We start from the raw sequence: 23,103 nt of genomic DNA, 5'->3' as shown, positions 1-23,103 counted from the left end.
CCTCACCTTTTTTATTGGAACGACACCGATGATTGCTCGTGCAGCGAACGCGGGCGGATGTCAATCCAGTGTTCGTTGATGTAATCCAGGCAGACCTGGCGTTCGCCACGCATCCCCGCCTCGTTCCAGCCGCTGGCCATCGGCTTGCCCGCCGGCCACAGGGAATACTGACCCTGGGCGTTGATCACCACATCGAATTGCAGGTGTGCGTCATTCATGTCGTTCTCCTGTTGAACGGGATTGCAGCGTGGCCAGACTCCGGTCGAGCCCGGCGGCGAGATGGTTGAATACGGCATGTCGCTGTTCGTCGCTCGAAGCGCAGGCCCCGACGTAAACCCGCACGGACGCCCCGCAGACCTGAGCGCAGGTGTCTGCATCGTCGTCCGCAAAGGCCCGGGCCGACACTTCGGCGTTGGCGCTGGCATGAGCTTGGGCAAACGCGGTGGCAGCGGCCTCGGTATTGAGTTGTGCGTAATACCCGGCGAACGCCTCGGCACCGCCGAAGTGCTCGGAAATCGTGGCGCTGTTGGCCGGTGCGCGGCCGTAGGTCATCGCACTGGCGTGGGCCTTGGCGTACGCCGCGTCGTAGGCGTAGGCCTTGCGGTACAGCGCCAGCAACACCGGTTTGAGCGTGGCCCGCCACTCGCCCTGACGCCCGATCACGCCGAGCGCCGCCCGCTGATGCAGGCTTTGCAACACGAGCAGCGCCTGCTGATGTTCCGGCAAGGCTTCGCAGAGCATCGGCATGACCACGTCGGCCTGCCAGAGATGAAACAGCTGGAACGGCACCTGACCCCGCAATTGCCTCAAGCGCAAGGCCGCGTTCGAATCGGCTTCGCACAACACCTTGGTCAAGGCCAGCCACCATCGCGGCATCGAGATCGGATCATTCATGGCGCAGGCTCATCCGTACCGATCGCCTCGGCCAGCAACCGCGCCCAGCGGCCCACCACGATGCCGTAGTGATCGGTGTCGAGGGTTTGCCAGCTGCGCAACTGCGGCAGCAAGGCCTGCCAATTGCGTTGCAGGTCGTCCGGGTTCCAGGCGTTGCCCAGCCCGTAAGGATTGGCCTGCCCGGCGATGAACAGCCGCACCGCCGTGTTCGCCAGCGCCGGCGGCTGGAAGTCGAGCATGCTGGTCATGTTGTTGCGACAGCACACCGTCAGCCGTTGCAGATACGCCTGACGTTCCTCGGCCATGCCCTGCCCTTCAACCTCCGGCCAGCGCTGCGCGAACTCGCGTTGGAATACCTGCTCGATCGTCTGTTCGTCGATGCCGGCCAGTTCCGCACCGGCATCCGGCGCGGGCGGGTCGATCAGGTATAACAACGGTTGCCTGAATCCGTCAGCCTGGGCCTGATAACACAGCGCCTGCGCCACCCATGCACCAAATGACCAGCCTGCCAGGCGCCAAGTGCTGCCGTGCGGAAGGTGGGCCTTGATCGCCGCCTGATACCGGCGTGCACGTTCGTCCACGCTGATGTTCGGCAACTGCGGCACACGCAGCGCCGGGTCGGCGATCACGCACACGCCCAACTCCGCCGGCAATGCCGACACCAGTTCTCGATAGGCCTGAACATCGCCGCCCACCGGGTGGATCAGGTACAGCCAATCGCGGCCGGCACCGGCATGCCATTGATCAATCCGTACCGCGTCGTGCCAGTCGTGCGGTGCAGCGAGGGGCGCCTCTTCAACCGTGGCGGTCGACACCAGCCCGAGCACTTCGCTCAGGCTGACCTTGTGGCTGAATTGCGACAGCTGGAATACCTCACCAGTGGCCGCTTGCAGTTCGTCGATCAGGTCGAGCAGCGTCAGCGAATCCGCGCCCAGGTCGTACAGTGAATCGTCGTCCTCCAGCTCGGCCACACCGAGCCACTTGCACAAACACTCACGCAGGCGCGTCGACAGATCCACGCCCTTCGGTGCCTCGACCATTGCGGCCACGGCACCATGGCGAACCGGATAGAACCGCCGCGCCGTGTCGATGCCAGTGGTCGAGATCAGTAGCTGCGGCAACTGCGTCGCCATCGCCAGATCGAACACCCGACAGCCCTCTTCGGCGGACAGACCAACCGTCAGATGCTCCAGATGCGCGGTGTCTGCGCTGTTGCTGGTGGTGGCCATGCCGATGTCGCGCCAGATGTCCCAGTTGATCTCCAGGCGCAGGCACGCGTCGGTCGCGTTCGGGCGATAGTGGGTGAAGCCGTCGAGCACCCCGCTGGCCGCTGCGTAGTCCAGATGCCCCGCGCCGCCAAACAGCGCTGACATCGACGAGCAGTACAGGACAAAATCCGGCGTCAGGTGCTCGATCAAGGCCTCGACCGCCAGCATACCGCGGGTCTTGGCGGCCATGGCCTCGGCCATTTGCCGAGCATCGCGGTGACGAATCAGGCTGCCTGCACCGACGCCCGCTGCATGAATCACCCCGCTCACACGACCGTAACGAACGGCCAGTTGATCGAGTACCTGCGGCCAGCGCGGTAGGTCAGCGATGTCTGCTTTGATGCAGTCGATCCGCAAAGCGTAAGCCGCCAGAGACGCCGGCAATTGCCCCTGACGTGAGAGCAGCACCACCCGGCGTGCAGGTGCCTGCAGCAGGTGTTCGCACAAGGTTCGGCCGATACCGCCGCTGCCGCCCAGTACCAGGAACGTACCGTCTTCCGGCAGAAGCCCTGATGTCGTTGCTGGGCCGGTCAATGGCTGAGGCATTAGACGTGGCTGCCAGAGATAACCATCGCGCACCGCCATTCGCCGAGGCAATGAGACCGGATCGACACACAACGCTGCCAACTCGCCCGCGTGCGCTCCGAGGCGTGAAGACGGCCAGTCCAGCCAGTGGCAACGCACCGGGTATTCCTGCGGCACCACTTCAGTGATGCCGGCCAGCGCTGCCAGTTCGGGCCGTTGAACCTCGCCGTCCACCGGGCATGCCTGCCACGACATCAACCACAACCGCAGACGGGTCGTGCGCGGGGTTTGCCCCCAGGCCTGCATCAGCGCACTGACCGTGTCCAGACAGGCCCACTGCGCCAGATCCAGCGATTGCTCGTTGACTGCACCAGACACCGCCAGTGGCAAGGCATGCAGCCAGTCGAGCTCGCCGAGTGCAGGTCCTGCGACCTCAGCGAGCAAACGGCTCAGGGCCTCAGTGTCCAGCGGATCAAGCTCGAAACTGTCCGTGCTCAGGCGTTTGAAACCGTTGCCGGTGCGCACTTGAATCACGCGTCGATACACGGCGTTGAGGCTGGCCAGCAATGTCGATTCGGGCGCGTCATGGCTGCACAGAATCAGCACCTCACGGGATCCGGCCGTCGCTGTCGCGCTCAGGCGCCGGATGCGCACCCACTGTCGCTGGTGGAACCAGTCCGCCAGCGGTTGTCGCTCAAGGGTTGGCGCATCAGGTTGAACCGCTACAGGTGGCTGGAAACGATAAGGCTGTAGATCGAATGTCGACGGCGGCAAATCCCAGGGCGGCGGTGCCGAGCGTTGTGGCCACTGGATATTCGCGCCTTCGTACCAAGCTTCCAGCAGCTCCTGCGGCGATTGATTACCGGCGATCAACGACGCGCCCGAGGCCGCTATTTCCTTGATCGCTGTCGGCTGCAAGGGAATGTCGTCACCCGGCCGGCACACTATCGCGAAGCGCCAGCGCAACTGCCGGCGACCTGACTGCAAGTGCCGTAGCAACGCAGTCTGCTGTTCCGGGTTCGCGTGCAGGTATTCGCGAATCGCCGCGATATCGCGCAGCAACTCCGCCCGGCTGTGCGCTGAAATCATCAGCAGCGGCAACGTTTCCTCAACAGTTTCCTGCGCCGTAGGTGCAGCACCAACGATGACGTGCGCGTTGGTCCCGCCGATCCCGAAACTGCTGACACCGGCCAGTCGTCGCCGCCCTTGCGGCCATGGCCGGGACGTGGTCGGCACATAGAACGGCGAATGCTCAAGATCGATCTGCGGGTTGATCCGGCCAAAACCCAGGTTCGGTGGCAGTACGCCATGGAACACCGCGAGGCTGGCGCGAATCAGCCCGACCACGCCCGCCGCCGCACCCAGATGACCGATCTGGCTTTTCGCCGAGGCCAGCGCGCATTGGCCGGCCGGCGCATCGCCGAACGCCTTGGTTAACGCCGCGACCTCGATCGGATCGCCGAGCAAGGTGCCGGTGCCGTGGGCCTCTACGTAGCCGATGTCGGCGCCGGTTAACCCGGCACGGCTCAAGGCATCGCGGATGACCGCGCTCTGCCCGGCCACCGACGGCGCGGTGTAACTCATCTTGGCCCGGCCATCGTTGTTCAACGCCGATCCTTCGACCAGCGCGTAAATCCGGTCGCCATCGGCCCGCGCCTTGGCCAGCGGTTTGAGCACCACTACGCCGTAGCCGCTGGCGCCAAGGGTGCCGCTGGCGTCGTCGCTGAACGGGCGACACAAACCGTCGGCGGAGAAAATGTGCTGCGGGCGGTGCCGGTAGCCCTCGGTCAGCGTCGGGTCGATCAGCACCCCGGCCGCGAGCATCACGTCGCTGTCGCCCTGACGCAGCATCGAACTGGCCAAGTGCACGGCGATCAGCGAGCTGCCGCAAGCAGCCTGCACGCTCAGGGCCGGGCCGTTGAGGTCCAGGTGATACGCGGCTTTGGTCGCCAGAAAATCCTTGTCGTGATGCAGCGCCAGCTGGAAGCCGTCGGGCAAATCGTCGTCTGCGGTTTCACGCAGCATTTGCTGGAAGTAAGTGGTTTCGCCGCAACTGGCGATCAGGCCGATGCGCGGGCCATTCGCCGACGGGACGATGGCCGCGTGTTGCAGGGCCTGAACGCACGCCATCAGCAGATGCCGCTGTTGCGGGTCCATCAGGCGCGCTTCCTGGCGGCTGATGCCGAAGTACTCAGCATCGAAATCGAGCATGCCCGCCAGTTGACTGCGGGCGCCGACCAGCCCCTCGTCAGCGGCAAAGTGCTCAATGCCCAGCCGATTGCCTTGCACCATCGCCCAGAACTCGGACAGGTTCTGCGCCCCGGCCACATTGACCGACATACCGATGATCGCCATCGGCTGATGGTCTGCATCGGTCTGCCGTACACGCTCGGCCACGGCCACCGGCGCGGTCGACAGATGCGCCGCCAGACGTCGCACCGTGACGTATTCGAACAGGTCGGCCATCGTCACCTTGTGCGGCAGCTCTTGGACGTAACGGCCATGCAAACGCATCAATCCGAGGCTGGTGGCGCCGGCCTCGAAGAAGGTCTGCTCCGGTTCGATGTCCCGTCCGATCACGGCCTGGAACAACTCGCTGAGTTGCCGTTCCAGCGCGGTCAATTGAACAACCGGTGTTGGCGTGCTGCGCCGCTCCAGGGCCTCGCCAACATTCGGCAAGGCCTTGCGGTCGATCTTGCCGCTCGGCGTGCGTGGCCAGAGGTCGATCCGCCGGTATTCATCGATTCGCACATGGGCCGGCAGCAGTTGCGCGACCTGACGATCCAGCTCTCCGGATGTCGCAGGTTCGCCCTCGAGCTGCAGCCAGGCGATCAGCCGTGGCGGATCGGCCTGCACCGCCACCACCGCGTTGACCACTTCCGGCACCTGCATCAGCGCCGACTCGATCTGGCCCAGTTCCAAACGTTGGCCGCTGAGTTTGATCTGCTGATCGTCACGTCCCAGATAATGCAGGCAGCCGTGGGCATCGGCCCACGCCAGATCGCCGGTGCGGTAGTACAAACGGCCGTCTGCCAGCTCGACAAACCGCGCAGCGTTCAACACTGGATCAGCCAGGTAGCACCGGGCAACCATTGGCCCGGCCACCAGCAGGTAGCCACGGCAGCCGGTGGGCACCGGGCGGTCATGCTCATCGACCAGCAGCAGCCGCGCATTGCCAACGGCATGGCCGATCGGCGCGCGCAACGACCAGTTCCGCGCCACGGACGGCAGGCGCAAGGCGCTGACCACGTGAGTTTCGGTCGGGCCGTAATGGTTGAACAGCGAGGCGTGCGGCATGCCGCCGAACCAGTTGCGCAGCGCATCGGTGCACAGCAGTTGCTCGCCGGCCGTGATCACCTCGCGCAACGCCGTAGGGTAAATGCCCCGGGCCAAGGCGGTTTGCGCCAGATGCTGCAAGGCCACGTACGGTAGAAACAGGCGCTCGATCCGCGCCTCGACCATGTACTCCAGCAATGCCTCGGCGTCCTGACGCCAGCGCGGCGTGATCAGGTGATAGCACCCGCCGCCGCACAGGGTGCTGAAAATCTCCTGAAACGACACATCGAACGACAGCATCGAGAACTGCAGGGTTACCGCTTTCGCCGGCAACTGGCCTTCGGTGCGCTGCCATTGCAGCAGGTTGCACAGGGTGCGCTCAGACACTTGCACACCTTTGGGCGTGCCGGTCGTTCCGGAGGTGAACAGCGTGTACAGCGGCCGTTCGCCGGCGTGGCGTCGACGTTCGAACGTTGCGGCATTGGCGCTCAGATCGACCCGATGGGTGGCGAATCGTCCGGCGTTCAGGGCATCTAGCGCTGACTTCGTCATATCGCTGAACAGCACGCAATGCGGTTGCGCCTGTTCCAGCACCTGGCGCTGGATCGCCACCGGATAGGCAGGATCCAGCGGCACGGCCGTCAGATTGAGTTTGGCCAGGGCCAGCAAGGCGACGATGTGTTCCACCGAGGCATCGAGGAACAGCACGACATGCAACGGCGCGTTCCCGACGGGCAACGGATGGCACTCGATCAGGTTTGCCGTCAGCGCATCGGCCAGCGCATTCAGTTCGCTGTAGGTTAGGCGCCGCTGGCCTTGAACCAGCGCAACCGCCTCCGGCGTGCAATGCACTTGATGCTCGAACCCGTCCGCCAGTGTGTTGAACGGCAGCGCAGTCCGAGGGCCCTCACTAGCCGGGGGCAAACCACGTCGATACGGACCGAGCAAATCGTTGAGGTTGGCCGCCGGGGTTTCCAACAACAGGTCCAGGCCTCGGCGAAACAGCGCATTCACTGCGCGCATCTGTTCGCCATCGAAGTAGCTGCACTGATATTCCCACCAGCATTCCAATTGCGACCCGCTGCCCACCATCAACAGCGTCAGCGGGCACTTGGCGTGCAAGTGCTCGTTAAATTGCAGCGTCGCGTGCAGGTTCGAATCGGCCAGCGCTGCGTAATCGGTGTTCTCCAGCACGAACATGAAATCGAACAGTAACGGGCTCGAGGACAGCCGCAGGTCTTCCACCAGATCCGCCAGCGCCACGTCCTGCAACGCCAGCACCTCGCGCACCGTGGCGGTCTGCTTGCGCAACTGTTCATCCAGGGTCGATGCCTGCTCGACGGCGGTCGGGATCAGCACGGTGTTGGCAAACATGCCGACCGTGTCTTCGAACTCCGCCAATGGCCGGTTGGACACCGGACTGGCGATCCGTGGCCGTTCGCACCCGGTCAGGGCGTACAGGCTCCAGGCGAAGACGCTGAACAGCACTTCGAAACGGGTCAGCCGTTGTTGGGTGCAAAAGCGTTCCAGGGCCGCGCTGCGCAGGGTGCCCAAAGGCTCCCGGTGCAACCGGGCGTCCGGGCTGATTTCGCGCATTGGCATCAATGCAGGCGGCGGTTCTTCCTGGCGGCGATGCAACTCGGCGAGGGCGCGGCGCTGGTCACGATAATGCGGATCGACGTTCCACTGGCGCTGCCACTGGCCAAACTCCAGCGTCGTCAAGCGGGCCGCGGGTTGCAGGCTGTCGCGGCCTTGCAGGACATCGCTGTAAAGCTGCGCCAGGTCATCGAACAGCAGGTTCACAGACCAACCATCGACGATGATGTGATGCAGGTTCAGCAACAGCCGGCAGCTGCCATCGGCGAACGGCAACAGCCAAGCCTGAAACAGCTTCGGGGTGGTCAGGTCGAACGGCACGGCGAACACCAGGTCGGCGAAGGCCTGCCAGTTGTCCTCGGTGAACTGCCCGAGCGCAAAGATGCGACAGGGCGAGCCCTGCTCGGCGATTACCTGGTCCAGTCCATCGGCACCCGCCACGAATGCCGTGCGCAACCCCGGATGACGCTGCACCAGACGCCCCAAAGCCTCGGCCAATGCCGCGACTTCGACACCTGGCGCCAGATTCAGAATCAGCGGCACGCTGTAGGCGGTCGAGGTCGGCGAGCGTTGTTGCAACAGCCACAGGCGGCGCTGTTCGGCGGTGGCCGGTAAGCGTTTTGCGCGACTGATCGCAGGCGCGGGTGGGTAGATCGACGCGCCGTTCGTTTCACCGCTCAGTTGTACGGCCAATGACGAGAAAGGCTCGTTGAGCAACGTATCGATCGCGATTTCGCGCTGCCAGCGGACACGGATCGCCGAACGCAGGCGCATCGCCTTGAGCGAGTCGCCGCCACAGCCCAGCCAATCGTCCTGCGCACTCAGAGCGGGTTGGCTGAGCAGCGAACGGGCCTGACTCAGCAGCCAATCCAGCGCCGGTGATGCGTTTTGGTTATCCGTAGTCGTCAGGACTGGGTGCCACGGACTCGAACCTTGGGCCAGCAAGCTATCACGATCGATCTTGCCGTTGGCCGTCAACGGCAGGCGCTCCAGCAGGAACAGCTGGTTAGGCCGCATGTAAGGCGGCAGTTGTGCCCGCAGATGGTTTTCGAAAGCGTGATAGTCCAGAGCCCGGCGAGGCACGATGAACGCCAGCAACTGATGATCTTCCGCCGCCTGCCGCCGGGTGCAGACATACACCTGCGCCACACCCGGATGCTCCAGGATCCGTTGCTCCACCTCCCCCGGCTCGATCCGGAAACCCCGGATCTTCACCTGCCGGTCGACCCGCCCCAGGTACTCGATCAAGCCTTCGGCATTGCGCCGCACCAGATCGCCGGTGCGGTAATGCACCTGCGCGCCACCGTCGAGGTCGGGTAAACGGACGAACTGGCGGGCGGTTTCCTCGGGCCGGTTGCGGTAGCCACGGGCGACACCGCTGCCACTCAAATACAGCTCGCCGACCTCGCCTGCCGACACCGGGCGTTGCTGCTCATCCAACACCTGCACGCCGGTATCCGGCAACGGCCGGCCAATGGGCGCCGAGTCACCGGCAAAATCGCGGCTGATCGGCCAGCACAGGGCAAACGTGGTGCATTCGGTGGGGCCGTAGACGTTGAAGATCCGGCAGCGGCTCTCAGGATTGGCCCGGTACCACCCGCGCACGGCGGCAGCGCTGATCTGCTCACCGCCGATCAGCACCTGACGCATGCTGGAAAAGCACGACGGCCACTGGGCAATCATCGTGTTGAACAGCGACACCGTCATGAACAGGTTGTCGACCTGCGTGCGCTCCAGCACCTCGGCCAGTCGACGCGCATCCAGCACGTCCTCGTCAGCGATCAGGACGCAGCAACCGCCGTTGAGCAGCGGCGCCCACAGTTCGAAACTGCACGCATCGAATGCCGGGTTGGACAGGCAGGCAAACCGGTCCGTCGGGCGAATCTCGATGTAGCCGTCAGTGGACGCCAGCCGCAGCAAGCCGCGCTCGCCAACCTCAACCGCTTTCGGCGTGCCGGTGGTGCCCGAGGTGTAGAACAGGAACATCACCTCGGCGAAATCGTCGGCCAGTGTTTGCGGCGCAGCGTCCGGCTGATCGAGCAAGGCCTCGACGCTGGTTTGCCACAGTGAAGGCGACCACACCGATTCTTCATTCAGGGTAATCAGGCCGACACACGCCGCATCCGCCAGCATCAGTTCCCGGCGTTGGCGCGGGCTGGCCCGGTCCAGCGGCACCACTACCGCGCCAACTTTCAACGCGCCGATAATCGCCGCCAACCACTGCCAGCATCGCGGCGTACACAGCGCCAGCGACTGGCCGGGCTCGACGCCGCGCGCCAGCAACCCTCGGGCGATGCGTTCGCTGGCGCTGGCCAGTTGGGCGTAAGTCAGCCTGACCGATTGATCGATTACCGCCGGGGCTTGCGGATTGCGCGCCACTTGCTCGGCAAATCGCGCGAGCAACGGCCTGTCATTGGACGCACTCATTATTTCGCCTCCTGCGCGTCGAAGCGTTGCAGCTCCCGACGGATGATTTGCGAGACCCGGTGGATTTCCGCGCTTTCGAGCATGTCCCAGTGCCCGCCGCTGACCAGTTTCGCCAGATAGCCGCTGCCCGCGCGGCGACGCCAGAAGCCGCGCAGTTCATGCAACTGATGGCGGCTGAAATCTTCCCGCGCCTGGATCAGCACCACACGACCGGCGCGCGGCGCGCACTCATAAGCAGCCATGGCCAGCCGGTTGTGGTTGTAGATGTTGAAATAGCGCTCGACCTGGGCGTCTTCGATGCCGGGGTACATGCCGTTGAAGCGCACCAGTTTGTCGCGAAACTCGGCCATGTCCACGGTGCCGATCTGCTCGCGGAAACAGGGGTCGTCGCTACCCTGGGTGTCAAGCAGCACCACCGTCACCTGACGCCGCCCCGCCGCCGTCAACCGTCGCGCCATTTCATAGGCTACGATGCCGCCGAACGACAACCCGGTGAGGATCAGCGGTTGCTGTGTCAGCGGCTCAATCTGGCGCAAGTAGGCCTCGGCCATCGCTTCGACCGTCGGCTCGGTGCTCTCCCCCGGATTCAGCCCCGGCGATTGCACGCCGTAGACGCCGGTTGTATCCGGCAGCACCTTGGCCAGCGATAGGTAGCAGAACGCCGTGCCGCCCGCCGGGTGAATGCACACCACGTTGTGCTGGCCGCTGCCACGTCGGAATTCGATCAGGTTGCTCAGGGCAAGCGCCGGGTTGGCCCCGACCCGCAGCCAGCCGCCCAGCGCTTCGATGGTCGGGTAGCTGAGCACCACGCGCACCGGCACTTCGACCGCGAACTGCTGGCTGATTTCATGGGCCATTTTGATTGCGGCGATGGAGGTGCCGCCGACATTGAAAAAGTTGTCGCGGATGCCGATCTGCGGCGCCAGCAACAGGCTTTTCCAGATCTGGTACAGCGCCAGTTCGATGTGATCGCGCGGGCTGCTCAGGTTGACCTGGCGGTTGGTCATCTCTTCATCCGCCAACGCTGTCAGCGCGGTTCGGTCGACCTTGCCGTTGGCGGTCAGTGGCAGCGCGTCGAGCCACAGGTAGCTGCCGGGGATCACCGCTCTGGGCAGTGTCGTCGCCAGATGGGCGTGCACCGCTGCTTCGTCCATGGTCTCGGTCACCACGCAACAGGCCACCAGCCGCTGATCCTGCGCTGCTTCGCCGACCATCAGCACCACGGCGCTGCGAATGCCGGGAAACGCTTCGAGCCGGGCCTCGATCTCGCCCAGTTCCAGACGCACGCCGCGCAACTTGACCTGAAAGTCGTTGCGACCGAGAAATTCCAGTTGACCGTCCGGGCGATAACGCGCCAGATCGCCGCTGCGATAGAGCCGATCGCCTGTCACAAACGGATTGTCGATAAAGCGCTCGGCACTGAGCTGCTTCAGTCCCAGATAGCCACGGGCCACGCCCACGCCGCCAATGTGCAGATGCCCGGTCACGCCCACCGGCACCGGCTGGTCGCGGTCATCAAGCACGTAAAAACGGTTATTGGAAATCGGCCGGCCAATCGGCAGCTGCCGGGCCGGCACCTCGGCGCCAGGCTCCAGGGTCCAGATGCTGTTGATCACCGTGGTTTCGGTCGGGCCATAGACGTTGTGCAACCGCGCGTGGGGCAGGCGCTCCTGAAAGCGCCGGGCCAGAGCCGGTGGCAGTTCACCGCCGCCGCTGAACACGTCAGTCAGCGACGCACACTGGCTGACCTCGTCGACCTCCAGAAACAGCTGTAGCATCGCCGGCACGAACACCAGCGCCGTGACCTTCCGTTCGCGCACCTCGCGCGCCAGATACGCTGGTTCGTAATGCCCGCCGGGCCGCGCGATCACCAGCCGCCCGCCAGTTGCCAGCGGCCAGAACGTCTCCCACGCCGAGGCATCGAAACCGAACGGAATCTTGTGCAGCATCGCCCCCGCTTCGCCGCAGACCTGCAAACACCACAGCAGCAGGTTGCTCAGGCCACGGTGGGCGACCATCGCCCCCTTGGGCAAACCGGTGGTGCCCGAGGTGTAGATCACGTAGGCGAGGTGGTCAGGGGTGACTCCGACATGGCGCGGATCAAGATTGTCCGCCGGCAATGACGCCCAGCTCGCGGCATCTTTTTCGAGGTCGAGAATCGGCGCTTCCCAGGTCGAGCCTTGCACGGCTTGGCGCAGGATACCGTGCGCCGAGCCGAGGGTCAGCAGCACCGCCGGTGTGCTGTCACCGAGCATATGGCTCAGGCGCCCCAGCGGATAATCCGGATCCAGCGGCACGTAGGCGCCGCCGGCCTTGAGCACTGCCAGCAACGCGACCGGCAACTCCAGCGAGCGCTCGATGCACACCGCCACGCGCACATCCGGGCCGACGCCCAAGTTGCGCAAGTGCCGCGCCAGGCGGTTGGCCCGGGCATTGAGTTCGGCGTAGTCAAGCGACTCATCCTCGAACACAACTGCGCAGGCCTGAGGGTTGCTCGCCGCCTGCGATTCGACCAGTTGATGCACGCAGGGCGCCGCTTGCGTCAGTGGCGCGGCGCGGTTGAAGTCCACCAGCATCTGCTGACGCTCCGCCTCGTTCATCAACGGCAACGCATTGATCGGTTGCTTGGCGTCGGCGGCGATCTGCTCGAGCAGGTGGCGGTAGTGCCCGCTCAGGCGTTCGATGGTCGCAACGTCGTAGAGGTCGGTGTTGTATTCCACCAGCAAGTCCAGTCGCCCTGCCCGCTCGACCCATTCGAATGCCAGATCGAACTTGGCCGTGGCACTGCTGGTGCCGTACGGCGCCAGTTCCAGAGCGGGCATCTGCACCGCGTTGCCCGGGGTGTTCTGCAGCACCAGCATCACCTGGAACAACGGTGAGTGACCGGGATCGCGCGGCGGGTTGACGGCCTCGACCACGCGGTCGAACGGCACGTCCTGATGGGCGTGGACGTCGAACATCTGCCCCCGCACCTCACGCAGCAGTTCAGCGAAGGTCTGCTGCGGATTCAGGCGCTGACGCAGCACCAGCGTATTGACGAAGTGACCGATCAGCGGCTCGATTTCCGGGCGATTGCGATTGGCGAACGGCGTGCCGATGCACAGATCCTGCTGACCGCTGTGGCGCCACAGCAGCACCGCCAATGCGCCCAGCAACACGTTGAACAGCGTGCCCTGGGTCTGCCGGGCCAGCGCGGTGAGTTCACGCAAGGTGCCGCCATCGACGGACGAACTGAACGTGGACCCGACAAAGCGCTGCACCAGCGGCCGCGGCCGGTCGGCGGGCAAGGTCGAGAGCAGCGGCGCGTCGTCCAGGGTGCGGCGCCAGTAATCGAGCTGCGCGTCCAGCGCCGCACCACCCACCCGCTGTTGCTGCCAGCACGCGTAGTCGGCGTATTGCACCGGCAACGGCGCAAGAGTCGAGGTTTCGCCACGCAGATAATCGCCGTACAGCGTGGCGACTTCATGCAGGATCACACTCATCGACCAGCCGTCGGCGATGATGTGATGCACGCTGTACAGCCACAGGTATTCATCGTCGGCCACGTGCAGTAACGACGCCCGCAGCAAAGGGCCTGCGGCCAGATCGAACGGCGCCCGGGCATCCTGTTCGACGGCGATTCGCACTTGCTGCTCGCGCTCGTCGGCAGGCAATTGGCGCAGATCGGTCACCGACAACGACAGCGGCATCGACGAATGCACCACCTGACGCGGTTCACCGTCCACGCTGCAAAACGTCGTGCGCAGGACTTCGTGGCGGGCCACCAGTTGGTTGAGCGCCCGCTCCAGCTGCGCGACGTCCAACTGTCCTTTCAGCGTTACCGCCGTCGGCACGTTGTAGAACGGGTTGCCGGGTTCCAGTTGATCAAGAAACCACAGTTGCCGTTGCGAAAACGACAATGGCCAGGCCCCGTGCGCACTTGCTCGGCGGGGAATTACCGCGTCATCTTGCCCGCCGAGCAAGGCGATCAGTTCCTGTTTGTGACGCTTGAGCGCCTGGGTCAGTTCTTCGGTGAGAAACCCGCGCGGCGCCTTGCAGCGCAGCCTGTCACGGTCAACCTCGAGCACCACGCCATGGCGAGCGAACAACGCCAGCAATTGATCGGCATTCATACTTCGAATTCCTCCATGTCTTCGTCGTCCAGGCTGGCGGTCACAGGCTCGATGGCAAACGCCTCGACTGGCGCGCAGTGTCGTTCATCGGCCGTGCGCAGGCCGCCGATCATCGAGTAGATCAATTCATGGCTCGGCCCGAGGTCGAACAACGTGGTCAGTTGCTGTTCTTCGACCGAGCCGATGCCGCACAGGCCCAGGCCCTGCTCGACGGCGGTCATGCTCAGCAACTGGGCCATGGCGCCGCTTTCGATGTGGCAGAAGTCGCGGCTGCGCTCGCCGTACAACGGACGAATCGCCGCCATGTCGGCGATGAAGAACAGCGAGAACGCGGCGTTCTCGTAGACCGGACGGTTGACGAAATAGTCATAGGTGTCCGGGTCGAGCGCTCCGCTCTGGAGCGCCAGCAGACGATGCTGGCGGGGATCGTAGTAATACGCGCCGCCGGGCACGCCGAGCACGCGATCCGGCTTGACGTAGAGGTACGCCTGAATCGGGTACAGCCCGCCCGCCGACGGGAACTGGTATTTCACCTCGCCATCGAGTTGCCCTTGGGCCAACGCCGCCAGTACGTGCGCGAAGGCCCGGGTGGCGATCGGTTGCCGATCGTATTGACGCACCGAGCGGTAATTGCTCAACCGTCGGGCGAAGGCCGGGTCTTGCGGCAGGTCCAGCGCCAGCGCCGGCAGGGTCTGAGCGAAGTCGCGGCGTCCACGCTGTTCGGCCTTGAACTTCGCCCGCTGCTGGGGATCTTCGATGATGTCCTGTACGAGATCCGAGGCCTGCTGCACCTTGCCGAGCACATCCTGTCGCGCCCGGTTCTGGCGGTACATGCCAAGCAGATGCAGCAACGTCGGTTGGGCCAGCAGTTGCGCCACGTGCGGGCGGAACTGCAAGGCGCCGGACAAGGCGTTGCTGATCCTGACGATATCGATCGACGTTGCGCCGAGGTTCAGCAGATTGGCGTTGGCGGCAATGGAACCGCGCTTGAGCACGTCCTGCACGATCGCCACCAGCCGTTGCTCCTGCGGGCCATCGACTTCGATCGCCGGTCCTTGCTCCTCGATCTGCTCCGGTTCCGGCAGGCGTTTCTTGTCGACTTTGCCGTTGGACGACAACGGCCACGCCTCAACAAAGGTGAACGACGGCGGAATCATGTAGGCCGGCAGTTTGTCGCTCAAGTACGCGCTCAAATCGTTGGCCTGCAACGCCGGATCGGCCTTGAGCACGTAACCCGCCAGACGCTTCTCGCCCAGCGCGCTGCCCAAAATCCGCACCACCGCGCTCTGCACGCCGGGATGGCGATTGAGCGCGGCTTCGATTTCGCCCAGCTCGATGCGATAACCCTGAACCTTGACCTGATTGTCTTCGCGGCCGAGGAATTCGATGTTGCCGTCCGGCAGCAAGCGCCCCAGGTCGCCGGTGCGATACAGGCGCTCGCCGGTCAGTGGATGATCAAAGAAACTGCCGGCGCTGAGCTTGTCATCGCGCCAGTAACCTTTCGCCAGACCGATACCGCCGATGTACAGCTGCCCCGCGACCCAGGTCGGGCGCACCTGCAGCGTTTCATCCAGCACGTAGAAACGCTGATGATCGAGAGCCTTGCCGTAGGGAATGCTGCGCCACGCCGGGTCGACATGCTGCACCGGGTAGCAGATCGACCAGATCGACGCTTCGGTGGCACCGCCCAGGCTGATCAACTGCAAATCCGCCCGCAAGGCCCAGGCCCGCTCGGGCAGAGTCAATGGAATCCAGTCACCGGACAGCATCGCCACCCGCAGGCTGGCGGGCAACGCGCCGCCCTCGCCCTCGACGTACTCGACCAGCATGCCGAGCAGCGCCGGGACCGAGTTCCACACGCTGACCTGGTGACGTTCGATCAACGCCAGCCAGTGCGCCGGATCCAGTGACAGTTGCGGTTCCAGGATGACCACCGCCGCGCCCACGGCGAGGGAGCCGAAGAAGTCATAGACCGACAGGTCGAAGCTCAGCGACGAGATCGCCAATACGCGGTCGTTCGGGCCGACGGCAAAGCGTCGGTTGATGTCGAGCAAGGTATTGACCGCACCGCGATGATCGATCATCACGCCTTTGGGCTGGCCGGTGGAGCCCGAGGTATAGATCACGTAAGCCAGGTCGCTTTCGTTCACCTGTACCGGTTGCAGTGGCTGTACATCGTATGAGACTTCATCGGTCACCGCGATGGCCGTGACTTGCACCGGCCATTCGATTTTGTCGAGCAGCGCGGGTTGGGTCAGGGCCAGACTCGCCTCGGCCCGCTCCAGAATATGGCGCAGCCGTTCCGCCGGCTGAGTCGGCTCGATGGGCAGATAAGCGCCGCCGGCATACAGAGTCGCCAGGGTCGCGACCACTTGCTCCCAACCACGCTCCATCACCACCGCGACCAAGCGGTTCGGCAGCACGCCTTGCGCTTGCAGACGGGCGCCGAGTTGCCGCGCCTCGTTGCGTAGCTGGGCGTACGTCAGCTGTCGCTCACCGATTACCGCCAGTGCATCCGGTGTGGCGAGGGCCTGACGTTCGAACAAGTCGTGCATCAACGGCAGCGTGTGCTGGTTGTCGACCGGTGCCGGCAAGCGTGCCTGCGGCAACAATTGCGGCGTGTTTGCGCCCCAGGCTGCCGGCTCGCACAGGCTGTCGAGCAGCGTGTTATACGCGACGAACATCTGCTCGATCATCCCTTGCGGGAACAGTTCGTCGATGCTGTCCCAGTTAAACAGCAGCCGTCCTTCCAGCTCCAGCAACGTGTGGTCGAGCCACACCTGCGGGGTCTGGGTGATGCTGTGCATGTGCCTGGCATTCAACGCGTCGGCGAGATTGAACTCGGCCAGTTCCGGCGCCGCTTCCGACAGAGTGCTGTTGAACACGATCGGCATCGCCGTCTGCTGCACGCCCCGGGCCTGGGACAATTCGCGCAGTACTCGCACACCGCTGACCACCGAATGGTCGATATCGCGCCACAGTTGCGCCTGCACCGCGCGGGCCTTATCGGTGAAACTCTGCGAACCGTCGATGCCGACTTCCAGCAGCACCAGCGAGGTGAAGTCGCCGATGATTTCGTCTACATCGGGATGAAGCGGCATGCGGTTGAACAGCGGCAGGCTCAGGGTGAAACGCGGCGTGCGGCTCCAGAGTGCCAGCACTTCACTGAACGCGGTCAGCAGCATTACCGACGGCGTCACGGCAAACTGTTTAGCCACGGCTTTGAGCTGCGTCCACTGAGTCGCCGACATGTCGCGGTCGCGGCGGGTGAAGTGCGGGTTGGCGATGCTTTCTGGCTGGCGCACCAACGGCAGGTCCGGCGCCGGGGCCAGAGTGGTCACCCGCTCACGCCAGTAGCCCAGCGCCTGCTCGTAGCGGCGGCCATCGCGCAGCTGTTGTTCGGCCAGCACATAGTCGCGGAAAGTCAGGCCCGGTTCCGCCAGTTCCAGCGTCGGATCGACATAGAACGCCATGAGTTCGCGGGCGAGAATCTGCGTGCTCGCCGCGTCGACGATCAGCGCGTCGAGGCTGATGTGCAAATGGGTGATGCCGTCGTCGAGCAACGACAGGCTGAACTCGAACAGCGGCCAGCGACTGGCGTCCAGCACCTGGTGGGACTGGCGTTCGCGGGTCGCCTCAAGGGTGCGTTGCGCTACATCAGCGGGCAACCCGCGCAGGTCGCTGCGCGGCATATGGTAGGTCGGCACCTGCCCCAGTACCTGTTGCGTACCGTTGCTGAGGAACACCACGCGCAGCATGTCGTGGCGCTGGATCATGCGGTTCAGCGCACGCTCGAAACGCTCGGCGTCGAATTCGCGAATGCGCAATTCTTCGTAGCCGTGGGCACTGACGCCGCCCAGACTGACCGTGGCCTCGCGACCGAACCAGTAGGCTTGCTGGATATCGGTAAGAGGGAACGGTTCATGTCGATTGCCGCGATCCGGCTCGAGCTGGATGAATGCCGGTTCAACGCTTTGCTCTTCACGCGACACCTGCGCCGCCAGATCCAGCAACACCGGGGTCTGGAACAGGCTGCTCAGGGACAGTTGCGCGCCCATGCGCTGGTTGATCGCGTAGATCATCCGCGTCGCCAGCAGCGAGTGGCCGCCGAGGTCGAAGAAGTTGTCGTGGATGCCGACCCTTTCGCACTTGAGCACTTCGGCCCAGATCCCGGCCATCTGACGCTCAATGTCATTGCGCGGCGCCTCGTAAGTCGCCCCGGCACTGCGTTCCGGCGCTGGCAGCGCCTGGCGGTCGAGCTTGCCGTTGCGGGTCAGCGGCAATTGCGACAGGCGAACCCAGGCACTCGGGATCATGTGTTCGGGCAACTGGCGTTGCAGTTCGGCGCGCAGGCATTCAGGGCGCGCGGTGCCGACCACATAGGCCACCAGACGCTTGTCCCCGGCCACGTCCTCACGCAGCAACACGGCGGCTTCCTGTACGCCGGGTTGTTGATGCAACAGGCTGTCGATCTCGCCGAGCTCGATGCGGAAACCGCGCAATTTCACCTGCTGGTCGATGCGTCCCAGGTATTGCACGTTGCCGTCGGCCTGGAACTTCGCGAGGTCGCCGCTGCGGTACATCCGCCCGCCCGGCTCGGCACTGAACGGGTCCGGCAGGAAGCGTTCGGCGGTCAGGTCCGGGCGGTTCAGATAGCCACGGGCCAGGCAAGCGCCAGCGATGTACAACTCGCCTGCCACGCCGGTCGGCACGGGATTCAGATATTCGTCCAGCACGTACAGCCGCGCATTGGCGATGGGGCGGCCAATGGGCGGCGCGTCCGGCCAGGATTCGGCCGCGTCGCAATCGAGGCTGAATTGGCTGACCACATGGGTTTCGGTCGGCCCGTACTGGTTGTGCAACTGCGCGCCGCCGAGCCCGCGGACAAAGCCACGCAGCTCGTCATTGATTTGCAGGGCTTCACCGGCGGTGATGATCTCGCAGCCGCCGGCCGGCATCGGTGCATCGGCCTCGGTCAGGCCGGCGAGTTGCTGCAACACGGCGAACGGCAGGAACGCCCGCTGTACACCTTCGGCCACCAGGGTCGGGCGTAGCGCGGCGAGGTCCTTGCGACTGTCTTCGGTCATCAGCAACAGGCTGCCGCCCTGGCACAGCGTGCTGCAGATTTCCTGGAACGAGACGTCGAAATTCAGCGAGGCGAATTGCAGCACCCGCTGCGGCGCCCTGGCCTGATCGAGTTGCCAGGTGATCAGGTTGTCCAGCGCACGACGGCTGTGGGCCACGCCTTTGGGGCGTCCGGTGGAGCCGGAGGTGTAAAGCACGTAGCCGAGGTGTTCCGGGCTCACCGTGACCTGCGGGTCGTCCGTCGGGTGTTGCGCCCAATGCGATGCGTCAGTGTCCAGGCAGCAGATTTTCGCCTCGTTAGCTGGTAGCCCGGCCATCAGGCTCGATTGCGTCAGCAGCAAGGTAGGCGCCGCATCACTGAACATGAACGCCAGACGTTCGCTCGGGTAAGCCGGATCGAATGGCACATACGCCGCACCGGCCTTGAGGATCGCCAGCAGGCCGATAACCATTTGCGGCGAACGCTCCAGGCACAGGCCGACGCGATGCTCGGGGCCGACGCCTTGTTCGATCAGGTAACGCGCGAGGCGGTTGGCGGCGCGATTCAGTTCGCCGTAGCTCAGTTGCTCACGTTCGGCGAGCAGCGCCACGGCGTCGGGTGTTTGCCGGGCGAGGCTTTCGAAACGCGCCACGCAACCGGGTAGCGCCGCGGTTTCCCGGGCGGTGCGGTTCCAGTCATGAACGATCTGCTGGTGTTGCTCGGCGCTCAGCAGCTTGATCCCCGCCAGCGACTGCTCGCTATTCTCGAACATCTGCGTCAGTACCCGACGCAGGTACTCGCCGAACTGCTCGACGGTGCCGCGCTCGAACAGGCCCGAAGCATATTCCAGACCGCCGACGATCCGCCCGTCACGCTCACTGAGGGCCAGTTGCAGGTCGAACTTGGCCACGTGATGGCTGCTCTCGACCGGGGTTACCTCAAGCCCGGTCAGCAGCAGATCGGAATCCTGATCCTGTTCCCAGGCAAACAGCACCTGAAACAGCGGACTGTGGGCCAGGCTGCGCGGCGGGTTGAGCAATTCCACCACTTGCTCGAACGGCAGGTCCTGATGCTCCTGAGCCTCCAGCGCCACTCGCCGCGCCTGTTGCAGCCATTGCGCCACCGACGGCGTACCCGACTGAGTCATCCGCAGAGCCAACGTATTGACGAAGAAACCGATCAGCCCTTCCAGTTCCTGTTGCGGACGGTTGGCCGACGGCACGCCGATCACCACGTCACTTTGCCCCGACAGGCGCGACAACAACAGCGAAAAACCGGCCAGCAGAGTCATGAACAGCGTCGTGCCTTGCTGCATGCCCAGGGCTTTCAATCGCGCGGTCAAAGCTTCGTCGAAGACCAATGGAACAAAGCCGCCGAGGTAATCCTGCACGGGCGGGCGCTTGTGATCGGTCGGCAGCGCCAGCAGCACCGGTGCGCCGCTGAGGGTTTCACGCCAGTAGCGGCTTTGCTGCTCCAGAACGTCACCGGACAGCCACTGTTTTTGCCACACGGCGTAATCCACGTACTGCACCGGCAATGGCGGCAGCGGATCGTCGCGATCCTGCAACGCCGCTGCGTACAGTTGGCCGAGCTCGCGGGTGAGCACGCCCATCGACCAGCCGTCCGAGATGATGTGGTGCTGGGTCAGCAACAGCACATGGTCATCCGCCGCCAGCCGCACCAGGCTGACCCTCATCAGCGGGCCGCGGCTCAGATCGAACGGTACGGCCCCCTCCTCGTCGATCAAGCGGCTCAGGCGTTTTTGCGCATCGTTCCCCTGCACGTCAATCACCGTCAGCCGGATACTGCGCGCAGGCGGCGAAACCCATTGTCGCCCTTCCCCTTCAACGGCAATGAACGTCGTGCGTAGCGCCGCATGGCGCGCCACCAGTTGATTGAAGCTGCGTTCGAGTGCTGCCACGTCCAGCGAACCGCGCAAACGCAGGTTCAACGGCATGTGATAGGCGGCGTTGCCACCCTCCATTTGCGCCAAAAACCACAGGCGCTGCTGAGCAGACGACAACGTTTGCGCGCCCGAGCGTTCAAGGGTTGTGATGGCTGGGCGAGCCGCCGCCTGACTGGCGTGCAGCCGTTCGGCGAACTCAGCCAGAACCGGCGCGGCAAACAGCGTCGAGGGTGCCACTTCCAGCCCCAGCGCATGACGAACCTGCGCCAGCACGCGCATCACCAGCAGCGAGTGACCGCCGAGGGCGAAGAACTGATCCTGACGCCCGACCTGCTCGATGCCGAGCACGTCGGCCCAGATTGCGGCGAGCGCTGTTTCCAGCGGGCCTTGTGGTGCCTGATACTCCTGCTGCTCGAACGCCTCCATGTCCGGCACCGGCAGGTTTGGTCGATCGACCTTGCCGTTGGCGGTCAGCGGCAACGTATCGAGACGCACGAAGGCGGTTGGCACCATGTAGTCCGGCAGACTGGTTTGCAGCTGTTCACGCAGCGCGCGCGGGCTCAGCGCTGAGTCTGGTTTTTCGCAGTAGTAGGCCACCAGACGCGGTTCACCGGGCCTGTCCTGACGCAGCAACACCACGCTTTCCCGCACGCCCGGAATGTCCGCGAGCCGGGTTTCGATTTCCCCCAGCTCCAGACGCAGCCCGCGCAATTTGGCCTGGGAATCGTTGCGGCCGAGGAATTCCAATTGGCCGTCGGCCCGGTAACGCGCCAGATCTCCGGTGCGATACAGACGCTCGCCCGCCACGAACGGGCTGTCGATGAAACGCTCAGTGGTCAGTTGCGGCAGGTTCAGATAACCGCGCGCCACGCCGATGCCACCGATGTACAGTTCACCGGCTGCCCCCTCGGCAACCGCTGTACCGTCAGCGTCGAGCAGGTAAATCCGGGTATTGGGCAGTGCCCGGCCGACGGGCAACACCGCGTCGATCTGGCTGCCTTCGGTGAATTCAAAACAGGTGCTGTCGATGCTCGCCTCGGTGACGCCATAGGCCTGGACGATCTGCACCTGCTCACCGCACAGCCTGCGTAATTGCCGGGCGCTGTGGGCGGTCCAGATGTCGGAGCCGCAGACCACGGTGCGCAGGAACGACAGGTCGTGGCCGGTCTCTTCGACCCACGCCAACAGCGGATTGAGCAGCGCCGGCACGAAGTCGGCAAAGCCGATGCGCGCGTCACGTATCAAGCGATACAGGGCCGGCGGGTCCATCAGGGTGTCCCGTGGACACAGCACCAGCGTGCCGCCAAAACCCAGCGCCCGGATCAGGTCGGCGCTGAACACGTCGAAGGAAAAACCGGCCATTTGCAGGTGGTTTATCGGCTCGCCCAACTCATAGAGTTGCGCCCAGTCACCACCCACCGCAACCAGCCCGCGATGCTCGACCATCACGCCTTTCGGGGTGCCGGTGGAGCCGGAGGTGTAGATCACGTAAGCCAGGTGACGGGGTGTCAGGCCGATCGCGTGAGGATCAGGGTTGTCAGCCGCAAGCGCAGCCCAATCGCGGGCGTCGGCCAGATCCAGCAGAGTGGGGGTGGTCGCCGACTGTTCGAGCGCCGCCCGCAAAACAACGCGCGCCTGTCCATGGGTCAGCACCACCGGCGGTGCGCTGTCGGCCAGCATGTGCGCCAGCCGCGCCTGCGGATAAGACGGGTCCAGCGGCACATAGGCGCCGCCGGCCTTGAGCACCGCGAGTACGCCGACCAGCATTTCCAACGAGCGCTCCAGGCACAGTCCGACTGGCACGTCCGGCCCGACCCCGAGCTTGCGAAGGTGATGGGCCAACCGGTTGGCGCGGGTGTTCAGTTCACGATAACTGAGCGCCTCCTGCTGCCAGCGTGCGGCGATGGCATCAGGGTTGCGCAGCACCTGCGCCTCAAACAGACCGTGCACGCACAGGTCTGCATCGAACGGTTTCAAGGAGCAAACGTCGGGCTGCGTTGGATTCGTCCCACGCAAGGAAGTGTTATCGAGCAT

General features: G+C 64.5%; 5 protein-coding genes. All 5 read right to left on the bottom strand.

Translation table 11 applies throughout. From position 1 onward, the window contains the following. Positions 1–11: 11 nt before the first annotated feature. Genes ACZZZ4_RS22910 through ACZZZ4_RS22890 form a run of 5 tightly spaced genes read right to left on the bottom strand, consistent with a single transcriptional unit; the run spans position 12 to position 23,103 of the window. The gene (locus ACZZZ4_RS22910) at positions 12–218 is read right to left on the bottom strand and encodes an MbtH family protein (protein WP_463548858.1); all 207 of its coding nucleotides are present in this window, start codon (positions 216–218) and stop codon (positions 12–14) included. Next, positions 211–894 (bottom strand): hypothetical protein, encoded by a 684-nt coding sequence (locus ACZZZ4_RS22905; RefSeq protein WP_463548857.1) that lies wholly within the window; start codon positions 892–894, stop codon positions 211–213. The genes ACZZZ4_RS22910 and ACZZZ4_RS22905 overlap by 8 nt, the downstream gene beginning before the upstream one ends. Further along, positions 891–9,986, bottom strand: a complete 9,096-nt coding sequence (locus tag ACZZZ4_RS22900; RefSeq protein WP_463548856.1) for a hybrid non-ribosomal peptide synthetase/type I polyketide synthase — start codon at positions 9,984–9,986, stop codon at positions 891–893. Before ACZZZ4_RS22900 ends, ACZZZ4_RS22905 begins: the two co-directional genes overlap by 4 nt. After that, positions 9,986–14,098: a non-ribosomal peptide synthetase gene (locus ACZZZ4_RS22895; protein WP_463548855.1), complete on the bottom strand. Its 4,113-nt coding sequence runs from the start codon at positions 14,096–14,098 to the stop codon at positions 9,986–9,988. Before ACZZZ4_RS22895 ends, ACZZZ4_RS22900 begins: the two co-directional genes overlap by 1 nt. Next, positions 14,095–23,103, bottom strand: a complete 9,009-nt coding sequence (locus ACZZZ4_RS22890) for a non-ribosomal peptide synthetase (protein WP_463548854.1) — start codon at positions 23,101–23,103, stop codon at positions 14,095–14,097. The genes ACZZZ4_RS22895 and ACZZZ4_RS22890 overlap by 4 nt, the downstream gene beginning before the upstream one ends.

The organism is Pseudomonas sp. AC252 (assembly GCF_979258105.1).
The sequence above is the reverse complement of the archived record's forward strand: the minus strand, read 5'-3'. Positions and strand labels throughout refer to the sequence as shown.

Bases quoted from the DNA above. Each gene is read 5' to 3' on its own strand.
- ACZZZ4_RS22900 (WP_463548856.1), bottom strand. From the start codon at position 9,986: ATGAGTGCGTCCAATGACAGGCCGTTGCTCGCGCGATTTGCCGAGCAA.
- ACZZZ4_RS22890 (WP_463548854.1), bottom strand. From the start codon at position 23,103: ATGCTCGATAACACTTCCTTGCGTGGGACGAATCCAACGCAGCCCGAC.
- ACZZZ4_RS22895 (WP_463548855.1), bottom strand. From the start codon at position 14,098: ATGAATGCCGATCAATTGCTGGCGTTGTTCGCTCGCCATGGCGTGGTG.
- ACZZZ4_RS22910 (WP_463548858.1), bottom strand. From the start codon at position 218: ATGAATGACGCACACCTGCAATTCGATGTGGTGATCAACGCCCAGGGT.
- ACZZZ4_RS22905 (WP_463548857.1), bottom strand. From the start codon at position 894: ATGAATGATCCGATCTCGATGCCGCGATGGTGGCTGGCCTTGACCAAG.